Raw genomic sequence first — 25150 nt, forward strand, 5'->3', positions numbered from 1 at the left:
CCGTCGCCGTACGGGCGGGGTTCACCCCGTCAGGCACTCCGGCAGCTCCGCCTCGTGCACCAGGGTCAGCCGTGACACGGCCCGGGTGAGCGCCACGTACAGGCGGTTCGCCCCCCGTTCTTCGGCCGCGACGATCGCCGCCGGTTCGACCACCACGACGTGGTCGAACTCCAGGCCCTTGGCGAGGGCGGCGGGCAGGACGGTCACCCGTTCCGCCGCCCCGCACGCGCGCACCGCCTCCGCCACCGGGCCGGCGAGTCCACCGGGAGCGATCACCCCCACCGAACCCTCCGCCGCGAGCGCGTCCCGCACCGCCCCGCGGGTCGCGGCGAGAAGGTCCGCGGTCCGGCGGACGGACACCTCGCCGTCCTCACGCGCCGACCGGCCCGCCGGCACGTCCGCGTCCAGGTGCGGCAGGAGCCGGTTGGCGAGGTCCACGATCGCCGCGGGCACCCGGTGACCGAGCGTCAGCGGCACCACGTGCGCGTCGGGCTTCCCCAGATGGGCCAGGTGCTCCCGCCAGTCGCGGGCGGCCCACGGGGTGGTGCCCTGGGCGAGGTCGCCGAGGACGGTGAGCGAGCCGAAGGTGGTGCGGCGGGCCACGGCACGGCACTGCATGGGCGAGAGGTCCTGCGCCTCGTCCACGACGACGTGCCCGTACCCCGGGGGGTGCTCGATCAGTCCCGCCAGTTCGTCGAGGAGGACGAGGTCCGCTGCGCTCCAGCGGGCCGTACGGTACGAACGCGGGGGCCGCTCCCAGCGGATCGCGGCCTCCTCCCGGGGAGCGAGGCCCGTCCCCTCCGGGGCGGTGAGCAGTTCCGCCAGGACCTCCTCCGGGGTCGTCCTCGGCCAGCACGCGTCCAGGAACTCCGTCACCGGTCGGGACCGCCCGATCCGCCGTTCCCAGGTCGCGTCCCTGGGCCCCGAGCGGTGCTCCGCCCGGAGCCGGAGGGCCCGGACGACCCGGGCGCGGACCCGTTCGCGGCCCGTGGCGTAGGGCGGGGCCTCCTCCCGCACCGCCGCGACGATCGCGGCGAGTTCGGCGGCCGGGAGGCGCCGGCGGTACGAGCCGTCGGGGACGGCCAGGTCGTCCGCGGGAGCCGGGTCGACGCGGCCGTACAGCGCGCGGTGCAGCACCCCGGCCATCCGGGCGTCGTGTTTGATCCGGGCCGTCGTGTCGCCGTCCTCGGCCCGTACCGGGTGCCGGGCGATCTCCTCGTCCAGGGTGGTCTGGCGGACACCGGTCTCGCCGAGCGCGGGCAACACCTCCGCGATGTACGAGAGGAAGGTCCGGTGGGGGCCGAGGACGAGGAGACCGGAGCGGCGGACGCGCTGTGGATGGGCGTAGAGGAGATACGCGGCCCGGTGCAGGCCCACGGCGGTCTTGCCGGTGCCGGGGGCGCCCTGCACGCACAGGGAGGCGGCCGGGTCGGAGCGCACGAGGTCGTCCTGCTCGGGCTGGATGGTGGCCGCGATGTCCCGCATGGGACCCACCCGGGGCCGCTCGACCTCGCGGGCGAGGAGCGCCCCGGTCGCGCTCCCCGTCCCCGCGCCGTCCGTGAGGTGTTCGTCCTCCAGGGCCGTCAGGTCCTCGGAGGCACCGGCGCTGTTGGGGGCCCAGCCGAAGCGTCGGCGGCGCACGACGCCCTGCGGGTCGTGGGCGCCGGCCTGGTAGTAGGCGCGGGAGACGGGGGCGCGCCAGTCCACGACGAGCGGCGGGGCGATGGGGTCCTCCGCGATCCGGCGGCGGCCGATGTGGTGGGTCTGCCCGTCCGCGCGGTCGAGACGGCCGAAGAACAGGGGGCCGGGCGGCTGTTCGCCCATCTCCTTGGCGCGGCTGCGCAGATGGCGTCCGAGGGCTTCGGCGTCGGCGCCGGACGCGGCCGTGTCCTCGCCGGTGACGACCTGCCCGGCGGCCTCCTCGGTCATGCGGACCAGGGCGGCGCGGCAGGCGTCGTGATGGGAGCGTTCGAGGACGAGTTCGGGGTCCGGGTCGAGGGGGCTGTTCGGGGCGGGAACGGTGCGCGGGCCGGGGGCGGTGCCCGGGTTCGGCCCGGGGTCCAGTGACGTCATTCCGGCAAGACTAGCGGAAAAAGTTACTCGGTTACATTTTTTACTTGGTAGCGAGAGGGTGGCGCGGAAACCCGGCTCGTCACGGAGGCCCCCTCAGTACGGAAGCCCTTCCCGCAGCGTCCCGAACGCCCTCCCCGCCGCCTCCACCGCGTCCGTCGCGACCCCGTCGGCCGTCTCGCCGCCCGCGATCCGGGCCACGTTCCCGTCCGCAAGGACCCGGAGCACGGCCACGATCTGCCCGGCGGCGAGCTGCGCCACCAGGGGGTCACCGCCGAGCGCGCCCGCGAGCGCCGCCTCCGTCCCGGCCCGGTAGGCGTGGAGGCGGGCGAGCAGGGCGGGGGTGCCGTACAGGAGCCGGTGGTACGCCAGCACCTCCGGAGCGTCGCAGAGCCCGGTGACCGGATCGCGCCGCTCCAGGCCGTCGAGCAGGTGCGCGTGCAGGGCGTCGAGCGGTGCCGTGCCGACAGCCCGGCCGGCCTCCACCACCCGCGCCGGCTCGTCCTCGTGGTCCGCGAACCGGTGGAGCGCCAGGTCCTCCTTGGCCGGGAAGTAGCGGAAGAGGGTCGGCTTCGAGACGTCGGCGGCGGCGGCCACTTCCGCCACGGACACCGCGTCGAAACCCCGCTCCAGGAACAGCGCGATCGCGGCGTCCGACAGGGCCTGGCGGGTGCGGGCCTTCTTGCGCTCCCGGAGCCCGGGGGGCACCGGACCGGAAGGCGCCTCCGGGACCGTCCGGTCCCCGGTCTCCCGCGTCACACCGCGCCTCCCTCTCCACCGGTACCACTGCTGCGCCCGGGCCGGACCCCACGCCCGGCCGCCTCGCGGACCCGCCGCCCGGCGCGCCCGGCCGCCCATCCTAGTGACGCGCGCCCCCGGTCCGGGCGTGACGGCGTCCGCGCCGCCTCCGGCCCCTGTTCCCCCGCCCGCCGGACCCCCGGACGGCTCAGAAGATGTCGGGCGAGAACGGCCGCAGCGGGGTGCGGAACAGCAGGTCCGCGCGGGCCGCCGCGCCGGGCACCGGCTCCTCGACGCGCCCGAGCCGGGCCAGCCGCACCGCCGACGCGTCACCGAACGCCAGTCCTCCCACGTTCGCGACGTCGAGGACGAGGTCGGCGGACGCGTCCGTACGGACGCAGGTGGCGCCCTCCGGGGAGGCGTCGAGCCGGAAGCGCCCGCCCGCCGGGCCGCCCCCGTCCCGCACGTCCAGGACGAGGCCGGCCGCCACCGGGTACGTCCTGCTCTCCAGGACCCGGGCCACGTCCAGGACCCGGACCCACAGCATGTCCGTGTGGGTCACCGTCCTCGCCGCGCGCGGGTCGGGCAGGAGGTCCGGCAGCGGGTCGTCGGGCGCGCGGTGGCCGGAGCGGACGGTGGTGATCCAGTCGATCGAGCAGAGGTAGAGCCACAGGGCCCGCTCGGCGGCCGGGGTGACGGCGATCAGGTCCCGCACGGTCGCGGTGTTCACCGGCTGCTTGCCGTCGTCCCACTTGTCGTCGGAGCGGTACGCGACGTACCCCTCGGCCTCGCCGGACTCCGAGCGGTACACCGCGTAGAAGGGCTCCGTCCACGGGTCGAGCTGGAACCCGAGTCCGGTCTCCCGCGTCCAGTCGCGCTCGGAGCGGCTGGTGACGCCCGCCCGGACCCCGGCGAGCCGGCGGTGCAGGCCGGGCCCGATCTTGCGGATCTCGTCGCCGTCGCTCAGGTCGACGCGGCCGCCGTCCCCGGGGCGCCCCGAACGGCGCGGGTCGAGCCCGGCCCGCCGCAGGTCCACGCTCCACTCGGTGGTCCAGCTCGCCGGGCCGAAGCCGAACCGGCCGTAGATCGGGTACTCGGCGGAGATCAGCGTCGCGATCGCGTCGCCCCGCTCCCGCGCGGCGGCGAGGTCGGCGTCCATCATGCGGCCGAGCAGGCCCCGGCGCCGGTGCGTCGGGGAGACGGTCACCTGGGTGATCGCGTCGGCCGCGAGGCTGCCGCCGCCGACCGTGCTGACCTCCTGCGGGAACGAGCGGAAGGTGGCGACGACGCGGTCCCGGTCGAAGGCCCCGAGCGTCCGCTCCAGGTCCAGGTGGGGAAGCCGGTCGGTCACGTCCTCGTCCGGTACGACGGGCGGGCGGAGGAAGCCGGTGCGCAGGGCCCGCAGCCAGTCGGGAACCTCGGACTCCGTCACCGGGCGTACGTCGGCAGTCATCCCGCGACCCTATGCGGGGCCCTCGCGGGCCCGCATCCGGGTTTTCCGGGGCCCGCCGCTTCCCGAGTCCCGCCGCTTCCCGGGCCTCGGGGTTTCCCAGCTCCTGCCGTTTCCCGGGCCCGCCGCTTCCCGGATCCCACCGCTTCCCGGATCCCGCCGTTCCCCCGGACCCCGCCGCCGTCCGGCTCCCACCGATTCCCGGGCCCCGTCGGCGCCCGGGCCCCGTCGGCGCTCAGGCCAGCAGGTCGTCGACCTGCGCCTCCCCCTCGCGGTAGCGGCGGGCGATCTCCGCGCCGCAGTCGTCGGCCGTGCGCTGGAGGTGCTGGCGGCGCCGGGAGACCTGCTGCTCGTACCCCGCGAGCCGTCCCATCGCCGCGTGCAGCTCGTCGTCCGTGCGGGCCGACAGGTCCGACAGCTCGACCTCGGACAGCATCTCGGTCGCGAGCCGGCGGTACTTCTCCCCGCGCGGCGTCGACAGCGTCACGTGCCGGGCCGAGCTGCGGTGCCGGGACGGCAGGTCGGCCAGGATCTCGGAGAGCCGGTCGAGGACCGGCGCCTCCGGGTCGGTCCGGCGCGCCAGCTCGGCCCGCAGGATGTCGATCCGGCCCTGGAGCATCCGCCGTACGTAGCTCAGGTCGGCCTCGTCGTTCTGGGCGTCCCGGCGCAGCGCGCGCAGTTCGGGCAGCCGCAGCGCGGCGAGGTCCGGCCGCTCCCGGTCCGGCAGGGCGGGCTCGGAGGTCCGCTGCACGGGCGGCCGCGTCGCGGCGGAACCACCGGATCGCCTCAGCGGTACGGAACCGGACGGCGTCGGACCGGTGCCAGGTGCACTCATGAGATTCGTCCCCTCGACCGGTGCGGAGCCGCACCGCCTGACAGGCATGGTGCCACTCCCGCCCCCGCCCGTGCAGGCGCTCTGCACCCGTTCGGCCCCGCACGCATTCAGGTCGGTAGGTTGATGCGCATGCGAGCAGTGGTGCAGAGGGTCGACGGCGCGAGCGTCGTCGTCGCAGGGGAGACGGTCGGTGAGATCAAGGGCGAGGGGCTGTGCGTCCTGGTGGGGGTGACCCACGACGACACCCCCGAGAAGGCCGCCCAATTGGCCAGAAAGCTCTGGTCCGTCCGGGTGCTGGACGACGAGAAGTCGTGCTCCGACGTGAACGCGCCGCTGCTCGTCGTCTCCCAGTTCACGCTCTACGGGGACGCCCGCAAGGGCCGCCGCCCCACCTGGAACGCGGCCGCGCCCGGCCCGGTCGCCGAGCCCCTCGTGGACGAGGTGGTGCGCCGGCTGCGCGAGCTGGGCGCGCACGTGGAGACGGGCCGCTTCGGAGCGGACATGCGCGTCTCGCTCACGAACCACGGCCCGTTCACGGTGCTGATCGAGGTCTGACCCCGCAGGGGACCGGAGCCCGGGGGCCCTACGGCCCGGCGACGGGCCCCCTACGGCTCACGACGCCGGGCCCCGGGGCCCCTACGGCTCCATGACGCCTGCCCCGGGACCCCTACGGTTCGACCACGACCTCCTGCGCGGCCGCCGTCGTCCCGACGACCAGCGGGGCGTCCACCGGGACGTTCCGCTTCACCAGGGCCAGGGCGATCGGGCCCAGTTCGTGGTGGCGGACGGCGGTCGTCACGAAGCCGAGCTGCCGTCCCTCCTCCCCGTCGGCCGCGAGCCGCACCGGGGCGCCGTGCGCCGGGAGCAGCACCTCGCTGCCGTCCAGGTGCAGGAAGACCAGGCGGCGCGGCGGCTTCCCCAGGTTCTGCACCCGGGCGACGGTCTCCTGGCCCCGGTAGCAGCCCTTCTGGAGGTGGACGGCGCTGCCGATGAGGCCGATCTCGTGCGGGATGGTCCGGTGGTCGGTCTCCAGACCGAGCCGCGGCCGGTGCGCCTCGACCCGCAGCGCCTCGTACGCGAGGAGCCCGGCGGCCGGACCGTGCGACGCGGCGAAGTCCTCCAGACCGGCCCGGGGCAGGAACAGGTCGCGGCCGTACGGGGTCTCCCGTACGGCGACGCCCTCCGGCGTCCCGGCGATGGAGCCGGCCGGGAGGTGGACGACGGCGACGTCCTCCGTGCGGTCGGCGACCTCGACCCGGTAGAAGAACTTCATCGACTCCAGGTAGGCGATCAGCTCGCCCTGCGTGCCCGGCTCGACGTGCGCCCACACCGTCTCGCCGTCGTCCACGAGGTACAGGGCGTGCTCGATGTGCCCGTTGGCGGAGAGGATCAGCGCCTCGGTCGCCCGGCCGGGCGGCAGGTCGGTCATGTGCTGGGTGAGCAGCAGGTGCAGCCAGCTCAGCCGGTCGTCGCCGGAGACGGTGACGACGCCGCGGTGCGAGAGGTCGACGAAACCCTCTCCTTCGGAGAGGGCGCGCTGCTCCCGGAACAGGTCGCCGTAGTGCGCGGCGACACCTTCGTCGCGGCCTTCGGCGGCGACGGCGCCGGGAAGGGACAGCAGAGGGCTGGTCGTTGAATGTCGCTGCATACGGGAAAGCCTACGGCCCGGTGTCCACGAACCGCCCGGCCACGGGGACCGGGAGGCCGTCCGGGGCCGGCGTCCGCCCGGGTCCCGGCCCGCGCCGGGCCCTGTCCCGGCCCGTCGGGGCCCGTCGGGGCCCTACTCGCCCGCCGGGGGCTTCCCGCCGTCCGGGGACCCCGGGGCCTTCCGCGCGCACTCGCCGCACCGGCCGAAGATCGCGAAGTGCTTCATGTCCGTCTCGAAGCCGAAGGTCTCGCGGAGCTTCCCGGTGAACTCGGCGGCCACCTCGACGTCCGCCTCGATCACTCCGGAGCAGTCCCGGCAGACCAGGTGGAGGTGGTGGTGCCGGTCGGCGAGGTGGTACGTCGGGGCGCCGTGCCCCAGGTGCGCGTGGCTGACGAGCCCCAGCTCCTCCAGGAGCTCCAGGGTCCGGTACACGGTGGAGATGTTCACCCCGGAGGCGGTCCTGCGGACCTCGCAGAGGATGTCGTCGGGCGTCGCGTGCTCCAGCGCGTCGACGGCCTCCAGGACAAGCTGGCGCTGGGGCGTCAGCCGGTAGCCGCGCTGCCGCAGGTCGCTCTTCCAGTCGGTGCTCACCACGCCCCCCAGTGTAGGAGGGCGCGGCGCGCCGACCCATGCCCCCGGCCGTTCCTAACGGAAGAAGGCGATGCCGTCGTCCGGCATGTCCGGCAGGTTGCGGGCCATCTCCGCGACCTCCTCCGGCGTGACGACCTTCTTCAGGTGCGCCGACATGTACGGCCGCAGCGGGACCTCGGGGGTCGCCTTCTCGCCCACCCACATCAGGTCGCTCTTGACGTAGCCGTACAGCCGCTTGCCGCCGCTGTACGGGCCCGAGGCGGCCGTCCGGGCGACGGCGTCGGTGGCCAGGTCGATCTGCGGCTTCTGGTCGGCCAGCTCGCCGTACCAGATCTCCACGACGCCCTGGTCACGGACCATGACGACCTCGACCTTGCGGTCCTTGTCGATCCGCCAGTAGCCGCTCTCGCTCTCCAGCGGGCGGACCTTCTCGCCCTTCTCGTCCAGGACCCAGGAGTGCGAGTGGTACTCCAGGAAGTCCCGGCCGTCGTGGCTGAAGGTCACGGACTGGCCGAAGTTGCACTTCTCCGCGCCGGGGAAGTCGGAGACGCCCGCGCCCTCCCACGTACCGAGCAGGAACGCGAGGGGGACGAGGTCCGGATTGAGGTCGGACGGAATCTCGATCATGAGCAGCTCTGGCGTTCTCTAGAGGGGATTACCGCTGGCCCTGGTACAGCTTCTTCACGGTCAGCCCCGCGAAGGCGAGCACGCCGACGCAGACCAGGACCAGCAGAGCTTCGAAGAAAACGATCACGGGGTGCTCCTCGACTGAGGTGTGAAGGCGGAACGGGCCGGACCCCAGCTTAGTGCGCCGGGGCCCGGCTCTCTCGGCGAGGTGGGTCTCGCGCGGGGCGGTCGGCCGAGCGGCTGGTTCCGCGGGGTCACCGTCTGCCGGAACGGCACGGCGAGCGCCCCGCCCCGGCGGGTCCGGGTGATCGGCGCGAGGGCGTCCCCCGGCCCGGACGTGGGCCAGCGGGTCTGCTCGGGTCCGTACGGCTTCTTCTCCCGGAAGGCGCACGGGCTCGTGCCGGGTACGTCGACGTCGTCCGCGAAGTCCTCCGGGGCGGTGCCCCGCCCCCGTCCGGCAGGGCCTTCGGGCCGGGCGTCGCGCCGACGGCGGCGGGCAGCGGCAGGTCGCGCACGTCGGCGTGGTGGATCTCGTCCTCGTCGCCCTCGGTGAAGCTGCCCTCGGTGAAGGGGTGGGGGGCGGTCCGGCCGGTGCGGTCGATCATGACGGCGGTGTACGCGACACCGCCGCCGGCCGGCACACGGGGGACGCACGAGGTTGTGACGCTTCGCATTACAGTTCGGCGTATGGCGAAGAAGCTCGTGATCAAGGTGACCGCGGGGGCCGATGCCCCCGAACGCTGCTCGCAGGCCTTCACGGTGGCCGCCGTCGCCGTCGCCAGCGGCGTCGAGGTGTCGCTCTGGCTGACCGGGGAGTCCTCCTGGTTCGCCCTCCCGGGCCGGGCCGCCGAGTTCGACCTCCCGCACGCGGCGCCGCTGCCGGACCTGATCGACTCGATCCTGGCGGCCGGACGCGTGACGCTCTGCACCCAGTGCGCGGCCCGCCGCGAGATCACGGAGCGGGACGTCCTGGAGGGCGTCCGCATCGCCGGCGCGCAGGTCTTCGTCCAGGAGGCGATGGCGGACGGGACGCAGGCGCTCGTCTACTGAGGCACGGCCCCGGAACACCCGTACGGACGCCCCACCGGACCGGAGCAGGCTCCGGACGGCCGGCGTCCGCCCGCTTCGAGGAGAGGCGTGAGGACCGGTCACCGTGCTTCCCTGATCGGGGCCCTGGTGCTCACGGCCGGGCAGACGGTCGTGCCGGCGCTGTTCTGCTTCCTCGTCGTCCCCCTGCTCGCCGGCGGGCTCGGTCCCGGCGACCTGGAGGGCGCGGGGGCGGCCGCCGAGGCCCGGACCGTGGCCTTCTCGATCGCCTGCGGGATCGCGGGGGCCGCGGTGAACGCCCGGGTGTGCCACGAGCTCGGGCGGGCGCTCACCGGGGCCCTTCCGCTGCGCACGGCGCTCGGGCGCACCGAGGCCGCCCAGGCGGTGACGCTCGTGGCGTGCCTGGCCGGGGGCGTGACGCCGCTGGCCGTGAGTCGTCGGCCCGACCCTCGCCCTGCTCCTGGCCTGTCACGTCACCGTCCGCGAGCGGCGCGGACGGAGGGCCGCCGTCTGACGCGGCCCGGCACGCGCTCCGATCCGTGTCCGGAAAGTCCGGCCCGAGCCGCGGCGCCCGGGGCGGGTGCCGAAAGTCCCGTCCGCCCGGCGGCGCCCGGCACGCACGCCCTGGGGCATGTCGTCCGGATCATCGTGCGGACCGGAGGAAGGGCGGGTGCCGCCGTGCCGAGGGACGGCAGCAGGACGTAAGTGAGGCGGTAGCCAAACGTGAGCGGCGGGCGGAATGCTTCAGGTGTCAGCAGGTCAAGTGGGCAGCGGCTCCCCGCGCCTTCCGGGCCGCGACTGCACCTCCGTACTCGACCGCCATGTATTCGGGGAATTCACATGCGTACGACGCTCCGCTCCCGCAAGCGCACCGCCACCATCGGCGCAGCACTCACCGCTGTCCTCGCTCTCGCCCTCACCGCCTGCAACGGCGACGGCAGTGCGTTGGGCAGCACCCAGACCGGCGGCACCGGCGGGGCGGGCAGGACGGACGGTACCGGCGGGGCGGGCAAGGCGGACCAGAGCGCCGGCACCGGCACCGGCGGGAGCGACCAGGGCGCCGGCAGCAACACCGGTGACACCAACGGGGGCAAGGTCGACATGTGCCGCTCCGGCGTGCTCGACGCCACCGCCGCCAACAACACCACGGACGAGACGAACGGCGTCGTCACCGTCACCTTCAAGAACGTCGCCGGCGCCGACTGCCGCATCAGCGGCTTCCCGGGTGTCGATCTCAAGACGTCCCTGGGCGACACCTTCTCCGTGCACCGCAACGGCGAGCAGGCCGCACCGCAGATCCTCAAGGAAGGCGAGACCGCCGCCTTCAACATCACGTTCCCGGTCAACAACACCGGCGGCTCCGGCGTGCGGCTGACCGACATGGTGGTGACGCCCCCGAACGAGACCGAGCCCTTCACCCTGAGGTGGCCGGCGGGCACGCTCGCCGTCACCGACGGCGAGGGCGACGGGAAGATGGAGATCAGCCCGGTGAGCAAGGTCAGCGACTCACCGGCCGGCTGACCCCGCTCGGGAACTGCCGCGGGGGCGCCACCATGACGTCGAACGCGTGCGCCTCACCCCTCCGCCACCCCGGAGAACAGCAGCGCGAAGTGCTCCTGCCCACGTTGGCCCCCTGCCGGTTCCCGCACTTCTCCGGCAGGTGGACCCACCGCGATCCGGTCTGGGACTTCCAGGCGATCGCATCGATCACCTCACGGTGGCCCCGCCACCGCCACCGCCCCCGTCCGGGCGTCCGGCTCGGCAACAACGTTTCGATCCGCGACCGCCGCACGTCGCTCAACGACACACCCGGAACAACGATCAGATGATCTGAACGAAACGGCCTAGCGCTCCCGGCGCTTCCGGCGGTCCAGTTCGTCCCACCACTCGTCCGACTTCGGGTCCCCGGAGGGGTCGTCCCACCAGCGGTCCTCGGGGCCCCGGCGGTTGGCGACCACCGCGGCGACCGGGGGGACGACCATGGCGACGACGCACATGGCGACGGCGGCCGGCGTCGAGAAGAGGCGTACGACGGCCCAGGCGCCCACGAAGAGGACCAGGCAGGCGGCCATCAGCCAGAAGTAGACGTGCCGGCGGCGTGCGTACACACCCTCAGCGTACGTCCGGCGGCCCGCGCGCGGCAGGGCGCGCGCGGACGGACCGGAGGGCCGTGCCTCACGTCCGGGAACGGCGTCCAACCCCCCAGGAGGCACGGCCCTCCGGCCGGTACGCGGGGCTTCGCGCCGTCCCGGTCCGTCTGGTGGCCGGCCCGGCGCCGCGAGGCCCGCGGGCGTCCCCGGCGCCGGTCTGCGCGGGGGACGGTGTCAGCGGGTCAGACCGCGATGGCGACCTCCGCCAGGCCGCCCTTCTGCGCCACGACCTGGCGGTCGGCGGTGCCGCCCGGGACCAGGGCGCGGACGGTCCAGGTGCCCTCGGCCGCGTAGAAGCGGAACTGTCCGGTGGCGGAGGTCGGGACCTCGGCCGTGAACTCGCCGGTCGAGTCCAGGAGGCGGACGTAACCGGTGACGGGCTCGCCGTCCTTGGTCACGAAGCCCTGGATGGTGGTCTCGCCGGGCTTGATCGTCGAGGCGTCGGGGCCGCCGGGCTGCGCTCCGCACATGGTGTTTCCGTCCTTACGGTCGAGGGGTCCGGGTGAAGGGGGGTCCGGAGGGGTTACTTGGCGGGGCCGAGCTCGATCGGCACGCCCACGAGGGAGCCGTACTCGGTCCACGAGCCGTCGTAGTTCTTGACGTTCGGGACGCCGAGCAGCTCGTGCAGGACGAACCACGTGAGCGCGGAGCGCTCGCCGATGCGGCAGTAGGCGACGGTGTCCTTCGCCAGGTCGACCCGCTCGGCCTCGTAGAGGGCCTTCAGCTCGTCGTCCGACTTGAAGGTGCCGTCGTCGTTGGCGTTCTTCGACCACGGGATGTTGCGGGCGCTCGGCACGTGGCCGGGGCGCTGCGACTGCTCCTGCGGGAGGTGCGCCGGGGCGAGCAGCTTGCCGGAGAACTCGTCGGGCGAGCGGACGTCGACCAGGTTCTGGGTGCCGATCGCGGCCACGACGTCGTCGCGGAAGGCGCGGATCGAGGCGTCCTGGGGCTTGGCCTTGTACGCGGTGGCCGGGCGGTTCGGGACCTCGGAGCCGTCGACCAGGTCGCGGGAGTCCAGCTCCCACTTCTTGCGGCCGCCGTCGAGGAGCTTCACGTCCTGGTGGCCGTAGAGCTTGAAGTACCAGTAGGCGTAGGAGGCGAACCAGTTGTTGTTGCCGCCGTAGAGGACGACCGTGGTGTCGTTCGCGATGCCCTTGGCCGAGAGGAGCTTCTCGAAGCCCTCCTGGTCGATGAAGTCGCGGCGCACCGGGTCCTGGAGGTCCTTGGTCCAGTCGATCCGGATGGCGTTGCGGATGTGGTTCTTCTCGTAGGCCGAGGTGTCCTCGTCCACCTCGACGAGGGCGACCTGCGGGTTGTCGAGGTTGGCCTCGACCCAGTCCGCGTCGACCAGGACGTCGCTGCGAGCCATGTTGTTCTCCTCCGGGGCAGTGTGCGGCGGTGCGGTGCGAGTGGTGCGGCTGCGCGTCGGACCGTGCGGACGACGGCGTACGGCTCCACAGGGGTGGCCCCGACGTCGGTCGGCGGGCCGTGAGGAAGGGCGGGGGCGGCGTCCCGCTCAGAAGGGGCGACAGAGCATGGCGGCGACGCGGCACAGGTCCACTGCCCGCCGCTCCGTGAGGTCCGCCTGTCGCTTCATGCCCTCGATCGTAGGGACGGACAGGCGGCCGTGTCACCGGTGTGTCGCATTTTGAGACTCGATCGTCCGAGATGTGGGATTCGGTCCCCGCGCCGAGTGGTTCCGGACCCCTCCGCGCGGGGGTGCCCGCCTCTTGTTTCTGCGGGCCGGACGGTGCCGTCTCAGCATGTGGCCGACCGGGGGCGCGAGAGGGCGCACGGGCCGGACGGAGGAGCCGGAGGGAAGGGGCCGGACGGAAGGGGCCCGGCGGAGAGGGACGCGCGGCGAAGGCCGTGCGGCGGGTCAGCCCGCCAGGGCCATGTCCGTGCCCGTCACGGCGACCGCCAGGCCCTCCGGGCGCGGCTCGACCTTCTCCACCTTCATGCCCGGCAGCACGCGCAGCGTGCTCTCGAAGTCGGTGCGGGTGCGGACCAGGTCCTCCACGCCCGGGATGCCCTCACCGGGCACCTCGTCGGCGTGGAACCGGATCGTGTCGCCGTTCACCACGGACACCGTCGAGAGGACCGTACGGGTCAGGGAGCGGCCCAGGACCTTCACGCTGCCGGTGACCTTCACCTTGCCGTCGCCGCCGTAGGCGACGGTGGCCTCGCGCTCGGAGGCGGCGGTGAGGTCCGCGTACGAGATGAGGGCGGTGCCGTGCGCGGAGCCCGCCCTCGCGCCCGTCCAGTCGCCGGTCACCGTCACGTCCCGCAGGGTGACGTTCAGCTCGCCGACCCGGATCTTCCGGTCGCCCGCCTGCGCCTGGATGCCGGTCGCCCGCACGTCGACCTCGTCGAGCCGCTTGGCCGCGACCTGCGTGAGGAAGGGGAAGCCCTTGATGTCGACCTCGATCGACTCGCTCCGCGCACCGGAGAGCTTCACCCGGCCCGCCGCCTCCGACTCCGCGTACGCCACGGCCAGGCGGTCCACCCCGACGAAGATCCCGCCGAGGACGACGGCCAGGACCAGCAGAATCCGCAGTGCTCGCATGGGCTGTACGACCCCCCGTGAAGATTTCGGCCCCCCGACACGAAGATCGACGTGCCGGGGGGCCGGTTGGTTCCCGCACCCGGACGCTCTCCGGGTGACATCAGGGTCTCAGACCAGGACGCGGCCGAGCAGGTACACGGCGGGCACGGCGGCGGTCAGCGGCAGCGCGACGCCCGCCGTCATGTGGACGAAACGGGACGGGTAGTCGTAACTGGCGACCCGCAGGCCGAGCAGCGCGCAGACCCCGGCGCCGAGACCGAGCAGCGCCCCCGGCGCCCCCGTGCCCGTGAGGGCGCCGACCGCGAACCCGGCGCCCGCCGACGCGAGCAGGGCGGCGGCGAACGACACCGGTCCGGGCAGCGGAAGGGCCTTGGCCAGGACGGCGGCGGCGACCGCTGCCCCGCCCACGGCCACCGCGTCCGGCACGGCGCCGAGGTGTCCGGCCGCCATGACGGTCAGCGCCGCCGAGGTGACCGTCGCCGTCAGGCCGTACATCCGCTCGTCCGGGTCGGCGTGGCTGCGCAGCTGGAGGACGAGGCAGAGCAGCACCCAGACGCCGAGCGTGCCCAGGACCGCGGCGGCCGTGTGCTCCCGGCCGGTGACGAGCAGGGCCGCGTCGGCGGCGAGGCCGCCGGCGAAGGCGAGGGCGATGCCCTGCCGGGCGGGCCACATGCCGTTGAGCCGGAACCAGCCGGCGGCGGTGAGGCCCTGGAGCAGGACCAGCGGGAGGAGGAGTCCGTACGGGCCGAGGGCGGCGCCGCCGGCCAGCAGCAGGCCGAGCACGGCGGTCAGCGCGGCCGGCCGCATCCCGGGCTCGATGACCGGCGACCGGCCCTCGGCCCGGGCGCGCTGGGCGTCGGTGATCCGGGTGTTCCCGGAGGTGGTGGGCGAGGAGTAGGCGGGCCCGGCGTCGGCCACGGGGGCGGACGCCCGCGCGTGCCCCGGCACCGGGGCGGGGACGGCGGGGTCCGGGGCCGGGCCCGGGGCGGAGGCGGCGGCCGGGACCGCGACCGGCTGGGGCTGCGGCTGGTACGCGCCCGCGTACGGCTCGTACGCCTGCGGGGCCGACCCGTACGGGACCTCCCCCTGCGGGGCGGACGCCTGCGGGGCGGGGGGCTGCTGTCCGTAGGTGTGCTGTCCGTGAGTGTGCTGTCCGTACGCCTGCGGGTCGTGGACCTGGGCTCCGTACGGCTGCGGATCGTGGACCTGGCCTCCGTACGACTGGGATCCGTACGACTCGGCCCCGTAAGGCTCGGCCCCGTAAGGCTGCGGCGCGTACCCCTCCCGAGGGGCCCCGTGCCCCGTGTCGTACGCGGGCGGCTGCGGCTCCGGGTGCTGCGGCCGGGGCCGGACCGCCGGCTGGTACTGGGTGTCCCAGGTCTGGCCCTCCCACGTCTGTGCGACGTCGGGGCCCTGCTGCCCGTGCGCGTACGGGTCGTCGTGCTGGTCGTTGCTCATGCTCTGGGGTTCACCCTCCTGCGAACGGGGGGAGCACCTCGACCGTGCCGCCCTCGGCAAGCCGTACCGTCTCATGGCTCCGGGTGCCCACCGGATCGCCGTCGACCAGGAACGAGCACCGCAGGAGGACCCGGGCGAACTCGCCCGGGTGCTTCGCGCGGGCCGCGTCCAGGGCCTCGGCCAGGTGCTCGGCGGCGTACGGCTCCTCGGCGACACCGGCGGCGGCCTTGGCCGCGGCCCAGTAGCGGATGGTTCCCGCTGCCACAGCGGCGCTCCCTTCGTTCGTGTGCGCGCCGCTCCCCATGATGGGCCATGCGCGCGCGGGCCGGTCCGGGGGCCGGAAGTGAGCGGGAAGACATCCTCCGCGTGACATCCGCCCCCCGCCCGGAAGGCATGTGGGTTATCCTGCTGGACAGAGGACCGGGCGACGCAGCCGCCGGGTCCTTTTGCGTTTTCGGGTCGTTGTTACGGAGGAGTGAACAGAAGCTCTCAGGGCGTGGGAGCAACCGGCGACCAGCAGCGCGCGAGCCGTACGAAGCAGTGCCACGACGACCTCGCAGGGACCGAGGAGGAACCGACCTTATGGGCGAGCGAACCGAGCACGACTGCACGACGACGATCCGGGCAGGTGGTGGGCGATGAGTTCTCTGCTCCTTCTCACCAACGCCCTCCAGCCGTCGGCCGAGGTGCTTCCCGCACTCGGCCTGCTGCTGCACCACGTCCGGGTGGCCCCGGCCGAGGGCCCGGCCCTCGTGGACACCCCCGGCGCGGACGTGATCCTCGTCGACGGCCGGCGCGACCTCCCTCAGATCCGCTCGCTCTGCCAGCTGCTGCGCTCCACCGGGCCCGGCTGTCCGCTGATCCTGGTCGTCACGGAGGGCGGCCTCGCGGCCGTCACCGCCGACTGGGGCGTCGACGACGTGCTCCTCGACACGGCGGGACCGGCCGAGGTCGAGGCGCGGCTGCGGCTCGCGACGGGCCGGCGGCAGATCGTCTCCGACGACTCCCCCATGGAGATCCGCAACGGCGACCTGTCGGTGGACGAGGCGACGTACAGCGCGAAGCTGAAGGGCCGGGTCCTGGACCTGACCTTCAAGGAGTTCGAGCTGCTCAAGTACCTCGCCCAGCACCCGGGCCGGGTCTTCACGCGCGCGCAGCTCCTCCAGGAGGTGTGGGGGTACGACTACTTCGGCGGCACCCGTACGGTCGACGTCCACGTGCGGCGGCTGCGGGCGAAGCTCGGTCCCGAGCACGAGTCCCTGATCGGCACCGTCCGGAACGTCGGCTACCGCTTCGTCGCCCCCGAGAAGGTGGAGCGGGCGGCGGAGGAGGCCCGTGCGGCCGGCCGCGCCGGAAAGGGGGGTCGCGCGGACGCCCGCGTCAAGGGAGCCACGGAGGACGTCACCCCCCTGGAGGACGGGAACGTGACGGGCGCCACCATGCGGCCTGCCGGTAGGTAGGTCCCCCCGCGTAGACTTCCGCGCGTGGCCAAGGTGACGCGGGATGACGTAGCTCGACTGGCGGGTACTTCGACCGCGGTCGTGAGCTACGTCATCAACAACGGACCACGGCCGGTCGCCCCGGCCACGCGCGAGCGTGTCCTCGCCGCCATCAAGGAGCTGGGCTACCGCCCCGACCGCGTGGCCCAGGCGATGGCCTCCCGGCGCACCGACCTCATAGGCATGATCGTCCCGGACGCCCGCCAGCCCTTCTTCGCGGAGATGGCGCACGCGGTCGAACAGGCCGCGGCCGAGCGCGGCAAGATGGTCCTCGTCGGCAACTCCGACTACCGGACCGAGCGCGAGATCCACTACCTGCGCGCCTTCCTCGGCATGCGGGTCTCCGGACTGATCCTGGTCAGCCAGGGCATGAGCGAGCAGGCCGCGAGCGAGATCGAGGCGTGGGACGCGCGCGTGGTGCTGCTGCACGAGCGGCCCGAGGCGATCGACGACGTGGCCGTGGTCACCGACGACATCGGCGGCGCCCAGCTCGCCACCCGGCACCTCCTGGAGCACGGCCACCCGTACGTGGCGTGCCTCGGCGGCGTCCCGACCACCCCGGCGATCGGCGACCCGGTCGCGGACCACGTCGAGGGCTGGCGGCGCGCCATGCTGGAGGCGGGCCGCTCCGTCGAGGGCCGGCTCTTCGAGGCCCCGTACAACCGCTACGACGCCTACCGGATCGCCCTCGAACTGCTCGCCGGCCCCGACCGGCCCCCGGCCATCTTCTGCTCCACCGACGACCAGGCGTTCGGCGTGCTCCGGGCGGCGCGCGAGCTGCGGATCGAGGTGCCCGCGGAGCTGGCGGTGGCGGGCTTCGACGACGTGAAGGAGGCGGCGCTCACCGATCCGCCGCTGACCACGGTCTTCTCGGACCGTCCGGCGATGGCCCGGGCGGCGGTGGACCTGGTCCTGGACGACTCGCTGCGGGTGACGGGTTCGCGCCGCGAGCGGGTGAGGCTCTTCCCGTCGGCCCTGATCGTGCGGCGCTCCTGCGGGTGCGACGGGGGCTGACGGGCCCGCGCCCGGCCTCCCCGGGCGGATGCTGCCGGGGGCCCGGTGTCCCCGCGCCCCCGGTCTCCCGGTCTCCCGGGCGGACGCGACAGGGGCCGACGCCCTTGCCCCCGACCTCCCCGCATCGGTCCTTATATCGGGCATACGGTCTTCTGTCGGGCTTCTCAGCCGGTCCTCAGACAATTCTCATGGACGGCTCCGAGAGTCGTTCCCATGACGGACCACCACGAGCAGCAGCCGCAGCCCGCCCACCCGCCGAGGCCGCCGTACGCGCCGGTGCCGCCGTACGGGCCGACGCCGCCGTACGGCACCGGGCCGTTCTCCTCCCCCTCCCCCGCCCCGGGCCCCCGCCGCCGGGCGCGGCGCGGCACGGGGCTCCTCGTGGCCGTCGCCGTCGCCGCCGCGGCGGTCGGCGGCGGCACGGCGACGCTGGTCGGACGGCTCGCCTCCGACGGAGCGCCCGTCGCGGCCTCCGCCCCCGTGGCCGGCACGAACGTGGCGGCGCGCGGCACGGGCACGGTCGCCGGGGTCGCCGCCGCCGTCTCCCCGTCCATCGTGGAGATCTCCGCGGACTCGGGCTCCGGCGGGTCCACCGGCTCGGGCGTGGTCATCACCTCCGGCGGCGAGATCGTCACCAACAACCACGTGATCGCGGGCGCCTCGTCGGTCACCGTGCGCCTCGGCGACGGCCGCACCCGCCCGGCCGAGGTCGTCGGCACCGACCCCGGCAAGGACCTGGCGCTGATCAGGGTGAAGGACGCCTCCGGCCTGAGGGCCGCCGCGCTCGGGAACTCGAAGGACGTGCGGGTGGGTGACCAGGTGGTGGCGATCGGCTCCCCCGAGGGCCTGACCGGGACCGTCACCAGCGGCATCGTCTCCGCCCTGGACCGGGACGTGACCGTGGCGAAGGGCGAGGGCCGGGACCAGGGGCAGGGGCAGGGGTACGACTCCCGGCAGGGCTGGCCGTTCGAGTTCGGCGGGCAGCGGTTCAACGGCGACACCGGAGCGTCGAAGACGACGTACAAGGCGCTCCAGACCGACGCCTCGCTCAACCCGGGGAACTCCGGCGGTGCGCTGATCAACATGGACGGCGAGATCATCGGGATCAACTCGGCCATGTACGCGCCCGGTTCCTCGGGCGGCTCCACGGCCGGGAGCGTCGGCCTGGGGTTCGCGATCCCCGTCGACACGGTCAAGGCCGACCTGGCGGGACTGCGCGCGGGCGGTGCCGCCTGAACGCGTGGGACGCTGCCCCCATGACGGGACACACGACCGGACACGTGACGGGACAGCGGGACGGGGCCGAGCGCATCCTCGTCGTGGACGACGAGCCCGCCGTGCGGGAGGCCCTGCGCCGCAGCCTCGCCTTCGAGGGGTACGGGACGCGGGAGGCCGTGGACGGCCTGGACGCGCTCGCCGCCGTGGAGTCGTACGCCCCCGACCTCGTCGTCCTCGACGTCCAGATGCCCCGCATGGACGGGCTCACGGCGGCCCGCCGGATCAGGGCGTCGGGGTCGACCGTGCCGATCCTGATGCTCACCGCCCGCGACGCCGTGGGCGACCGGGTCACCGGGCTCGACGCGGGCGCGGACGACTACCTCGTGAAGCCCTTCGAGCTCGACGAGCTGTTCGCCCGCATCCGGGCCCTGCTGCGCCGCAGCTCGTACGCGTCGGCGGCCGCCTCCCCGGCCGGGGAGGACGCGCTGTCCTTCGAGGACCTGCGGATGGACCTCGTCACCCGGGAGGTGACCCGGGGCGGCCGGAGCGTGGAGCTGACGCGGACCGAGTTCACGCTCCTGGAGATGTTCCTGGCGCACCCGCGCCAGGTGCTGACCCGGGAGCAGATCCTCAAGGCGGTGTGGGGCTTCGACTTCGAGCCGAGTTCGAACTCCCTGGACGTGTACGTGATGTACCTGCGGCGCAAGACGGAGGCGGGCGGCGAGCCGCGCCTGGTGCACACGGTGCGGGGCGTGGGGTACGTGCTGCGCGGAGGGGGCGGGGAGTGACGACGGTTCCTCCGGCGCGGCCGCCGCACCCGAAGCCCTCCGGCACCCGCTTCGCCCCCCTGGCCTGGTTCCGCTCCCGGCCGCTGCGCTCCCGGCTCGCCCTGCTCACCGCCGTCGCGGTGGCGGTCGCGGTGGCGGCGGTGTCGCTGGCGTGCTGGTTCGTGACGCGGGAGCAGCTGGAGGCCGAGCTGGACTCCTCGCTGAGCTCCACCCGGCTCGACCCGGGCGGGGCGCAGAACATCCTGTCGTTCTGCCGCCAGGGCACCGCTCCGCCGTCGGTGGCGGGCTCGTACACGGTGCGGGTGATCCTCGCCGACGGGAGCGTGTGCACCTCGGGGGAGGCGGCGATCCCCGTCGGCAGCGGCGACCTCGCGGTGGCGCAGGGGCGCCTGGAGGACGTCCTGCACACGGTGAAGGACGCCGGCGGACGCGAGATGCGCGTCTACACCTATCCGCAGGAGAGGACGCCCGGGATCGCGGTCTCCCTCGCCCGGCCGCTCTCCGAGATCGACAACTCGATGTCCACGCTGCGCTGGGTGCTGCTCCTGGTCTCCGGCATCGGGGTCGTCGGCGCGGGCGCGGCCGGCCTGTGGGTGGCGCGGACGGGTCTGGCGCCGGTGGACCGGCTGACCGGGGCGGTCGAGCACGTGGCGGCGACCGAGGACCTGACCGTCCGCATCCCCGTGGAGGGCGAGGACGAGATCGCCCGCCTGTCGCGCTCGTTCAACGCGATGACGGCGGCGCTCGCGACCTCCCGGGACCGGCAGGCGCGGCTGATCGCGGACGCGGGGCACGAGCTGCGGACGCCGCTGACCTCGCTCCGGACGAACGTCGAACTCCTCGCGCGCAGCGAGGAGACGGGCCGGGCGATCCCGCCGGAGGACCGGCGGGCGCTGATGGCGTCGGTGAAGGCGCAGATGACGGAGCTGGCATCGCTGATCGGCGACCTCCAGGAGCTGGCCCGGCCGGACGCGGTGCGGCCGGGGCCCCTGGAGGTGGTCCCGCTGCACACGATCCTGCGCGCGGCCCTGGACCGGGTGCGGCTGCGGGGCCCGGAGCTGGTCTTCGTCACGGACCTGGCGCCCTGGTACGTGCGGGCGGAGGGGGCGACGCTCGAACGGGCCCTGGTGAACGTCCTGGACAACGCGGTGAAGTTCTCGCCGCCCCGGGGCACGGTCGAGGTGACCCTGATGCGGGGCGAGCTGACGGTCCGCGACCACGGGCCCGGCATCCCGCCCGACGAGCTGCCGCACGTCTTCGAGCGCTTCTGGCGCTCACCGTCGGCCCGCAGCCTGCCCGGTTCCGGCCTGGGCCTGTCGATCGTGGCGCGCACGGTCCGGCAGGCGGGCGGCACGGTCGCGCTGGCCCCGGCGGAGGGCGGCGGCACGGTGGCGACGGTCCGGCTGCCGGGGGCGCCGACGCCGCCGCCGGGCGGGGCCTCAGTTGTGCCGGAGGAGGGCCTCGACCAGCCCTGACCGGGTGTTCGGGAAGTCCAGGGGGACGATCCCGAGCCCGGTCCGGCCGGCCAGTTCGGCGCCGTCGAGGAAGCCGTGGACGAGGGGGTTGAGCCGGTCGGAGTTCCAGCGGGGCGGGAGGTACGCGGAGGTGCTGACGAAGTTGACGTAGAGCTTTCCGGGCCGGGCGACGGCGGCGCGGAAGTGCTCCTGGATCTTGGGGTACTTGGCGTCGGGCAGCGCGTTCCAGTCGTCCTGGAGGGCGATCTGCTCCCCGTCCCACCACTTGAGGCCCGGGAGGCCGCCGTTGTCGGCGATGAGGACGACCTTCCCGCGGGCCTCGCCCAGGAGCGGCAGCCGGTCCCCGATGCGGAAGAGGGGGCGCCAGCCGCGGCGGTCCAGGTAGTCGTCGAAGACGGCCCGGAAGGCGGCGTCGGACTCCTCGGAGTGCTCCTGCTTGACCCGCATGAGGACGGTCTCGGAGGGGTGCGCGGCGAGGAAGTCCCGGCAGGCGATCAGCACGTCCCCGAACATCATGTTCTGGTACGAGGACCCGTGGTGGATCGCGAACGACCCGCCGGTCACCCGGCACCGCACGTCCAGGAACCGGACGCCGCTGTCCAGCTGCTGGGCGATCGTGGTGTTCTGGCACTCGCTCCAGGGGCCGCCGAACCGGGCGCCGGAGTCGTGCGTGCCGGGGATGGTGAGCCGGTTCAGCTCGGTCCCGTCCCCGTGCGCGGCCATCCACGCCCGTACGTCCACGGCCGAGGCGGCGGGCGCCCCGACGAGCAGGGCGGCCCCGGCGGCCGCGGTTCCCACGAGGAATCGTCGTCGGTCCATGGCACCGCACTATGACAGGTCCACTTCAACCATGGCCAGGGTGCGGCACGGGGAAACGGAAAGGGGCGCCACCCCGGAACGGCGGAGGGGCGACGCCCCGCCGAAACGGTTCGCCGCCCCTCCCGTACGGATTACTTGATGACGGTGATGCGGTTCGCGGCCGGCACCGGCAGCGGCGCCGCCGCCGACGAGCGGGTCGCCAGGTAGGCGTTGAAGACGTCGAGGTCCGAGGCGCCGACCAGCTTGTTCGTGCCGGTGGCCAGGGCCGGGAAGCCGTCGCCGCCGCCCGCGAGGAACTCGTTCATCGCGACCCGGTAGGTCTTCGACGGGTCGATCGGCTCACCGTTCAGCCGGATCGTGCCCTCGACGACGCGGTCCGCGCCCGTCTTGGTCAGGTCGAGCGTGTACGTGAGGCCCTTCGAGACCTGGAGGATCTTGACGGAGTTCAGGTTCGACCCGCTGACCTGCTGCTTCAGGGCGGCGATCAGGTTCGCGCCGGTCAGGTCGACCACGTTCATCATGTTGGTGAAGGGCTGCACGGTGAAGGACTCGCCGTACGTCACCACACCGTCGCCCTCGGCGCCGGACGCCTTGTACACCAGGTCGGACCGGATGCCGCCCGGGTTCATCAGGGCCAGCTGCGCGCCGCCCTTGTCCGCCGGGGCCAGGCCCTCCAGCTGCGCGTCGGCGATCACGTCGCCGAGCGGCTTCTCGTACGCCGTGGAACCGCGGCCGTTGATGTCGGCGGCGATGAAGCCCTGCGGCCGGTTGGAGACCGGGGCCGCGAGCGTCGTCCAGTCCTGGATCAGCTTCGTCATGTCCGCGGCCTTCGGCACGTCGCGGGTGACGACGTGGTTGGCGGAGGCGACGGCCGTGCGCACGATGTCCTTGGTGGCGCGGTCGTACGTCAGCGTCGTGTCCGTGTACACCTTGCCGAACGAGGACGCCGAGGTGACCAGGCGCGGCTTGCCCGCCGGGTCCGGGATCGTGCACACGTACGCCTGGTGCGTGTGGCCGGTGACCAGCGCGTCGACCTGCGGCGAGACGTTCTTGGCGATCTCGGTGATCGGACCGGAGATCCCGTCGCCCGGACCGGGGCTGTCGCAGTCGTAGTTGTACGAGGACGAGGCCGGCGCGCCGCCCTCGTGGACCAGGGCGACGATGGACTTGACGCCCTGGCGCTCCAGGACCTTCGCGTACTTGTTGATCGTCTCGACCTCGTCGCCGAACTTCAGGCCCTTGACGCCCTCGGCGGTGACGATGTTCGGGGTGCCCTCCAGGGTCACGCCGATGAAGCCGATCCGGACGCCGTCCTTCTCCCAGACGAAGTACGGGTCGAGCAGCGGCTTGCCCGTCTTCTCCCGCGTCACGTTCGCGGCGAGGTACGGGAAGTCGGCGCCCTTGAACTTCTCGCCCTCGACGAAGCAGCCGGCGGTCGGGTGGCAGCCGCCGTTCTGCATGCGGGCCAGCTCGACGGCGCCCTCGTCGAACTCGTGGTTGCCGACCGAGGTGACGTCCAGGTCCAGCTTGTTCAGGGCCCCGATGGTCGGCTCGTCGTGGAAGAGCCCGGACAGCAGCGGGGAGCCGCCGATGAGGTCGCCGGCCGCCGCCGTGACGGAGTAGCGGTTCCCCTCGCGCGCCTGGCGCAGGTGCGTGGCCAGGTACTCGACACCGCCCGCGTCGACCTTCTCGGTGGTGCCGTCCTCCTTGGCCCGGACGACCTGGCCGGACGACCCGGCCGGCGGCTCCAGGTTGCCGTGGAGGTCGTTGAAGGAGAGCAGCTGGACGTCGACCATCCGGCCCCAGCCCTTGCCGTTCCCGTACCCGGCGGCGGCGGTCTCTCCCCCGGCGGCACCGGCCGACGACGGCATCGCGGCGACGAGCGCCCCGACCGTCGCGAGCCCCGCCCCGGCGGCCAGAAAGCGCCGTGCCGTCTTGTTCTTCCTCGGTGTCGCTGCCATCTCTCCCACTCGTCCCCTTGCCCCGTTCCGCGGCGTTGATCTGCTTCCCCGTTGCGCGTGCAGCCTAGAGTCAACGCGCGTAGCGCAACAGGGGGTGGCCGGTTACAAGACAGTTGCCGTCGGCTGACGAAGTGTCGCCGTAGGCTCGTTCCCATGACTTCCGACGCGGCACCGGGCCTCGAACCCGGACGGCAGATCCACACGTACGACGAGCTCACCCCCGGGCAGGTCCGGGACGTGCAGGAGCTCCTGGAGGCCGCGGACCGCGCCGACGGCCTGCACGCCGTGTCCGAACAGGGGCGGCTCTACCTGCGCAACGGCGGGCGCGAGGGGGTGCGGCACTTCCTGCTGACCGCCGGCCCCCGGCTCTACGGCTACGCCCAGCTGGAGGAGACCGACCCGATCGAGGCCCCGGCCGCCGAGCTGGTCGTCCACCCCGACCGGCGCGGACGCGGGCACGGCCGGGCGCTCGGCACCGCCCTGCTCGACGCCTCCGGCAAGCGGCTGCGCGTCTGGGCGCACGGCGGCAAGCCGGCCGCCCGCCACCTGGCCCAGGTCCTCGGCCTGACCCTCTTCCGCGAGCTGCGCCAACTGCGGCGGCCCCTGGCCCCGCTCGGCCTGCCGGAGCCGGTGCTGCCCGAAGGGGTGACCGTCCGCACCTTCGTCCCCGGCCAGGACGAGGCGGCCTGGCTCGCCGTCAACGCCGCCGCCTTCGCCCACCACCCCGAGCAGGGCTCGCTCACCCGGCGGGACCTGGACGACCGCACCGCCGAGCCGTGGTTCGACCCGAAGGGCTTCTTCCTCGCGGAGAAGGACGGCCGGCTGATCGGCTTCCACTGGACGAAGACGCACGCCGAGGAGCGGCTCGGCGAGGTGTACGTGGTCGGCATCCTGCCCGAGGCCCAGGGCGGCGGACTCGGCAAGGCACTCACCGCGATCGGCCTGCGGCACCTGGCGGCGCAGGGGCTGCCGACGGCGATGCTGTACGTGGACGGGGACAACTCGGCGGCGGTGCGGGTGTACGAGGGGCTCGGCTTCGCCACGCACGAGGTGGACCTGATGTACCGCACGGAGTCGTAACACCGGTTTCCCCGTAACGCCGTTTTCCCAGGGGGCGGTTGACACCGCCCCCTTCTGGCCCGCCCGGCTCGTCGAGACCGGCACCCTCCTGGTCCTCGCCGCCCCCGCGGTCCTCG

At 73.8% G+C, this 25150-nt stretch carries 26 protein-coding genes; 10 read left to right on the forward strand and 16 right to left on the reverse strand.

The window, feature by feature from the left end:
- Positions 1 to 21: 21 nt before the first annotated feature.
- The 4 genes from ACFYZY_RS02155 to ACFYZY_RS02170 form a co-directional block, all read right to left on the reverse strand.
- Positions 22 to 2073, reverse strand: coding sequence for a HelD family protein (locus ACFYZY_RS02155; protein ID WP_388688697.1), 2052 nt, complete (start codon positions 2071 to 2073; stop codon positions 22 to 24).
- 93 nt (positions 2074 to 2166) lie between these two features.
- Positions 2167 to 2829, reverse strand: coding sequence for a TetR/AcrR family transcriptional regulator (locus ACFYZY_RS02160; protein WP_388688698.1), 663 nt, complete (start codon positions 2827 to 2829; stop codon positions 2167 to 2169).
- Between the two features lie 187 nt (positions 2830 to 3016).
- Positions 3017 to 4261, reverse strand: a complete 1245-nt coding sequence (locus ACFYZY_RS02165) for a GNAT family N-acetyltransferase (RefSeq protein ID WP_388688700.1) — start codon at positions 4259 to 4261, stop codon at positions 3017 to 3019.
- A 232-nt stretch (positions 4262 to 4493) separates the two neighbouring features.
- Entirely contained in the window at positions 4494 to 5093 is a 600-nt protein-coding gene (locus ACFYZY_RS02170; RefSeq protein ID WP_388688701.1) for an ABC transporter substrate-binding protein, read from the reverse strand.
- 129 nt (positions 5094 to 5222) lie between these two features.
- Here ACFYZY_RS02170 and dtd point away from each other — a divergent pair, with 129 nt between their 5' ends.
- Positions 5223 to 5648, forward strand: a complete 426-nt coding sequence (gene dtd / locus ACFYZY_RS02175; RefSeq protein ID WP_388688703.1) for a D-aminoacyl-tRNA deacylase — start codon at positions 5223 to 5225, stop codon at positions 5646 to 5648.
- A 112-nt stretch (positions 5649 to 5760) separates the two neighbouring features.
- On the opposite strand, the gene ACFYZY_RS02180 is transcribed toward dtd, so the two are convergent.
- The 3 genes from ACFYZY_RS02180 to ACFYZY_RS02190 form a co-directional block, all read right to left on the reverse strand.
- Entirely contained in the window at positions 5761 to 6741 is a 981-nt protein-coding gene (locus ACFYZY_RS02180; protein WP_388688705.1) for a YgfZ/GcvT domain-containing protein, read from the reverse strand.
- Between the two features lie 132 nt (positions 6742 to 6873).
- Positions 6874 to 7335, reverse strand: coding sequence for a Fur family transcriptional regulator (locus tag ACFYZY_RS02185; RefSeq protein WP_388688706.1), 462 nt, complete (start codon positions 7333 to 7335; stop codon positions 6874 to 6876).
- A gap of 51 nt (positions 7336 to 7386) precedes the next feature.
- Positions 7387 to 7959 carry an FABP family protein gene (locus tag ACFYZY_RS02190; RefSeq protein WP_062753387.1) on the reverse strand — a complete coding sequence of 191 codons (573 nt, stop codon included), beginning with the start codon at positions 7957 to 7959 and terminating at the stop codon, positions 7387 to 7389.
- A gap of 687 nt (positions 7960 to 8646) precedes the next feature.
- Here ACFYZY_RS02190 and ACFYZY_RS02195 point away from each other — a divergent pair.
- The 3 genes from ACFYZY_RS02195 (at position 8647) to ACFYZY_RS02205 (ending at position 10527) form a co-directional block, all read left to right on the forward strand.
- The gene (locus tag ACFYZY_RS02195) at positions 8647 to 9009 is read left to right on the forward strand and encodes a DsrE family protein (RefSeq protein WP_388688707.1); all 363 of its coding nucleotides are present in this window, start codon (positions 8647 to 8649) and stop codon (positions 9007 to 9009) included.
- 87 nt (positions 9010 to 9096) lie between these two features.
- Positions 9097 to 9711 carry a hypothetical protein gene (locus tag ACFYZY_RS02200; protein WP_388688708.1) on the forward strand — a complete coding sequence of 205 codons (615 nt, stop codon included), beginning with the start codon at positions 9097 to 9099 and terminating at the stop codon, positions 9709 to 9711.
- A 135-nt stretch (positions 9712 to 9846) separates the two neighbouring features.
- Positions 9847 to 10527 carry a DUF4232 domain-containing protein gene (locus tag ACFYZY_RS02205; protein ID WP_388688709.1) on the forward strand — a complete coding sequence of 227 codons (681 nt, stop codon included), beginning with the start codon at positions 9847 to 9849 and terminating at the stop codon, positions 10525 to 10527.
- On the opposite strand, the gene ACFYZY_RS02210 is transcribed toward ACFYZY_RS02205, so the two are convergent.
- The 7 genes from ACFYZY_RS02210 to ACFYZY_RS02240 all read right to left on the reverse strand — a co-directional run bounded on the left by ACFYZY_RS02210 (position 10505) and on the right by ACFYZY_RS02240 (position 15445).
- Positions 10505 to 10813: a transposase gene (locus ACFYZY_RS02210; protein WP_388688711.1), complete on the reverse strand. Its 309-nt coding sequence runs from the start codon at positions 10811 to 10813 to the stop codon at positions 10505 to 10507. The two genes, ACFYZY_RS02205 and ACFYZY_RS02210, sit on opposite strands and share 23 nt — an antisense overlap.
- Positions 10814 to 10850: 37 nt before the next feature.
- Complete coding sequence (locus ACFYZY_RS02215; protein WP_388688712.1) at positions 10851 to 11114, reverse strand: DUF3099 domain-containing protein; 264 nt, start codon at positions 11112 to 11114, stop codon at positions 10851 to 10853.
- A 224-nt stretch (positions 11115 to 11338) separates the two neighbouring features.
- Positions 11339 to 11626: a DUF1416 domain-containing protein gene (locus ACFYZY_RS02220; protein WP_017242395.1), complete on the reverse strand. Its 288-nt coding sequence runs from the start codon at positions 11624 to 11626 to the stop codon at positions 11339 to 11341.
- A 53-nt stretch (positions 11627 to 11679) separates the two neighbouring features.
- On the reverse strand, positions 11680 to 12525 hold the full coding sequence (locus tag ACFYZY_RS02225) for a sulfurtransferase (protein WP_388688714.1): 846 nt from the start codon (positions 12523 to 12525) through the stop codon (positions 11680 to 11682).
- A 510-nt stretch (positions 12526 to 13035) separates the two neighbouring features.
- On the reverse strand, positions 13036 to 13722 hold the full coding sequence (locus tag ACFYZY_RS02230; RefSeq protein WP_388688715.1) for a DUF2993 domain-containing protein: 687 nt from the start codon (positions 13720 to 13722) through the stop codon (positions 13036 to 13038).
- 108 nt (positions 13723 to 13830) lie between these two features.
- Positions 13831 to 15180 (reverse strand): hypothetical protein, encoded by a 1350-nt coding sequence (locus tag ACFYZY_RS02235; RefSeq protein ID WP_388688717.1) that lies wholly within the window; start codon positions 15178 to 15180, stop codon positions 13831 to 13833.
- A gap of 10 nt (positions 15181 to 15190) precedes the next feature.
- Complete coding sequence (locus ACFYZY_RS02240) at positions 15191 to 15445, reverse strand: MoaD/ThiS family protein (protein ID WP_388688718.1); 255 nt, start codon at positions 15443 to 15445, stop codon at positions 15191 to 15193.
- Positions 15446 to 15818: 373 nt separating this feature from the next.
- On the opposite strand from ACFYZY_RS02240, the gene ACFYZY_RS02245 reads away from it, so the two are divergent.
- The 5 genes from ACFYZY_RS02245 to ACFYZY_RS02265 all read left to right on the forward strand — a co-directional run bounded on the left by ACFYZY_RS02245 (position 15819) and on the right by ACFYZY_RS02265 (position 21174).
- Positions 15819 to 16640: a response regulator transcription factor gene (locus ACFYZY_RS02245; RefSeq protein WP_388688719.1), complete on the forward strand. Its 822-nt coding sequence runs from the start codon at positions 15819 to 15821 to the stop codon at positions 16638 to 16640.
- A 24-nt stretch (positions 16641 to 16664) separates the two neighbouring features.
- On the forward strand, positions 16665 to 17693 hold the full coding sequence (locus ACFYZY_RS02250) for a LacI family DNA-binding transcriptional regulator (protein ID WP_388688721.1): 1029 nt from the start codon (positions 16665 to 16667) through the stop codon (positions 17691 to 17693).
- Between the two features lie 213 nt (positions 17694 to 17906).
- Positions 17907 to 18929: a S1C family serine protease gene (locus ACFYZY_RS02255; RefSeq protein WP_388688723.1), complete on the forward strand. Its 1023-nt coding sequence runs from the start codon at positions 17907 to 17909 to the stop codon at positions 18927 to 18929.
- Between the two features lie 20 nt (positions 18930 to 18949).
- A complete protein-coding gene (locus ACFYZY_RS02260) occupies positions 18950 to 19699 on the forward strand; it encodes a response regulator transcription factor (RefSeq protein ID WP_388688724.1) in 750 nt (249 codons plus the stop codon).
- Entirely contained in the window at positions 19696 to 21174 is a 1479-nt protein-coding gene (locus ACFYZY_RS02265; RefSeq protein ID WP_388688726.1) for an ATP-binding protein, read from the forward strand. Before ACFYZY_RS02260 ends, ACFYZY_RS02265 begins: the two co-directional genes overlap by 4 nt.
- Here ACFYZY_RS02265 and ACFYZY_RS02270 read toward each other — a convergent pair.
- Positions 21139 to 21993 (reverse strand): phosphatidylinositol-specific phospholipase C, encoded by an 855-nt coding sequence (locus ACFYZY_RS02270; protein ID WP_388688727.1) that lies wholly within the window; start codon positions 21991 to 21993, stop codon positions 21139 to 21141. The two genes, ACFYZY_RS02265 and ACFYZY_RS02270, sit on opposite strands and share 36 nt — an antisense overlap.
- Positions 21994 to 22124: 131 nt before the next feature.
- Positions 22125 to 23954 (reverse strand): bifunctional metallophosphatase/5'-nucleotidase, encoded by a 1830-nt coding sequence (locus ACFYZY_RS02275; protein ID WP_388688729.1) that lies wholly within the window; start codon positions 23952 to 23954, stop codon positions 22125 to 22127.
- 153 nt (positions 23955 to 24107) lie between these two features.
- Here ACFYZY_RS02275 and mshD point away from each other — a divergent pair, with 153 nt between their 5' ends.
- Positions 24108 to 25034 (forward strand): mycothiol synthase, encoded by a 927-nt coding sequence (mshD, locus tag ACFYZY_RS02280; protein ID WP_388688731.1) that lies wholly within the window; start codon positions 24108 to 24110, stop codon positions 25032 to 25034.
- Positions 25035 to 25150 lie beyond the last annotated feature (116 nt).

This window comes from Streptomyces sp. NPDC001744 (assembly GCF_042892575.1).
Lineage (GTDB): Bacteria > Actinomycetota > Actinomycetes > Streptomycetales > Streptomycetaceae > Streptomyces.

Excerpts from the sequence above, each read along its gene's own strand:
- ACFYZY_RS02275 (WP_388688729.1), bottom strand. The coding sequence starts at position 23,954 with ATGGCAGCGACACCGAGGAAGAACAAGACGGCACGGCGCTTTCTGGCC.
- ACFYZY_RS02270 (WP_388688727.1), bottom strand. The coding sequence starts at position 21,993 with ATGGACCGACGACGATTCCTCGTGGGAACCGCGGCCGCCGGGGCCGCC.
- ACFYZY_RS02255 (WP_388688723.1), top strand. The coding sequence starts at position 17,907 with ATGACGGACCACCACGAGCAGCAGCCGCAGCCCGCCCACCCGCCGAGG.
- ACFYZY_RS02245 (WP_388688719.1), top strand. The coding sequence starts at position 15,819 with ATGAGTTCTCTGCTCCTTCTCACCAACGCCCTCCAGCCGTCGGCCGAG.
- ACFYZY_RS02230 (WP_388688715.1), bottom strand. The coding sequence starts at position 13,722 with ATGCGAGCACTGCGGATTCTGCTGGTCCTGGCCGTCGTCCTCGGCGGG.
- ACFYZY_RS02155 (WP_388688697.1), bottom strand. The coding sequence starts at position 2,073 with ATGACGTCACTGGACCCCGGGCCGAACCCGGGCACCGCCCCCGGCCCG.
- ACFYZY_RS02195 (WP_388688707.1), top strand. The coding sequence starts at position 8,647 with ATGGCGAAGAAGCTCGTGATCAAGGTGACCGCGGGGGCCGATGCCCCC.
- mshD (WP_388688731.1), top strand. The coding sequence starts at position 24,108 with ATGACTTCCGACGCGGCACCGGGCCTCGAACCCGGACGGCAGATCCAC.
- ACFYZY_RS02235 (WP_388688717.1), bottom strand. The coding sequence starts at position 15,180 with ATGAGCAACGACCAGCACGACGACCCGTACGCGCACGGGCAGCAGGGC.
- ACFYZY_RS02170 (WP_388688701.1), bottom strand. The coding sequence starts at position 5,093 with ATGAGTGCACCTGGCACCGGTCCGACGCCGTCCGGTTCCGTACCGCTG.
- ACFYZY_RS02225 (WP_388688714.1), bottom strand. The coding sequence starts at position 12,525 with ATGGCTCGCAGCGACGTCCTGGTCGACGCGGACTGGGTCGAGGCCAAC.
- ACFYZY_RS02180 (WP_388688705.1), bottom strand. The coding sequence starts at position 6,741 with ATGCAGCGACATTCAACGACCAGCCCTCTGCTGTCCCTTCCCGGCGCC.
- ACFYZY_RS02205 (WP_388688709.1), top strand. The coding sequence starts at position 9,847 with ATGCGTACGACGCTCCGCTCCCGCAAGCGCACCGCCACCATCGGCGCA.
- ACFYZY_RS02165 (WP_388688700.1), bottom strand. The coding sequence starts at position 4,261 with ATGACTGCCGACGTACGCCCGGTGACGGAGTCCGAGGTTCCCGACTGG.
- ACFYZY_RS02220 (WP_017242395.1), bottom strand. The coding sequence starts at position 11,626 with ATGTGCGGAGCGCAGCCCGGCGGCCCCGACGCCTCGACGATCAAGCCC.
- ACFYZY_RS02260 (WP_388688724.1), top strand. The coding sequence starts at position 18,950 with ATGACGGGACACACGACCGGACACGTGACGGGACAGCGGGACGGGGCC.
- ACFYZY_RS02190 (WP_062753387.1), bottom strand. The coding sequence starts at position 7,959 with ATGATCGAGATTCCGTCCGACCTCAATCCGGACCTCGTCCCCCTCGCG.
- dtd (WP_388688703.1), top strand. The coding sequence starts at position 5,223 with ATGCGAGCAGTGGTGCAGAGGGTCGACGGCGCGAGCGTCGTCGTCGCA.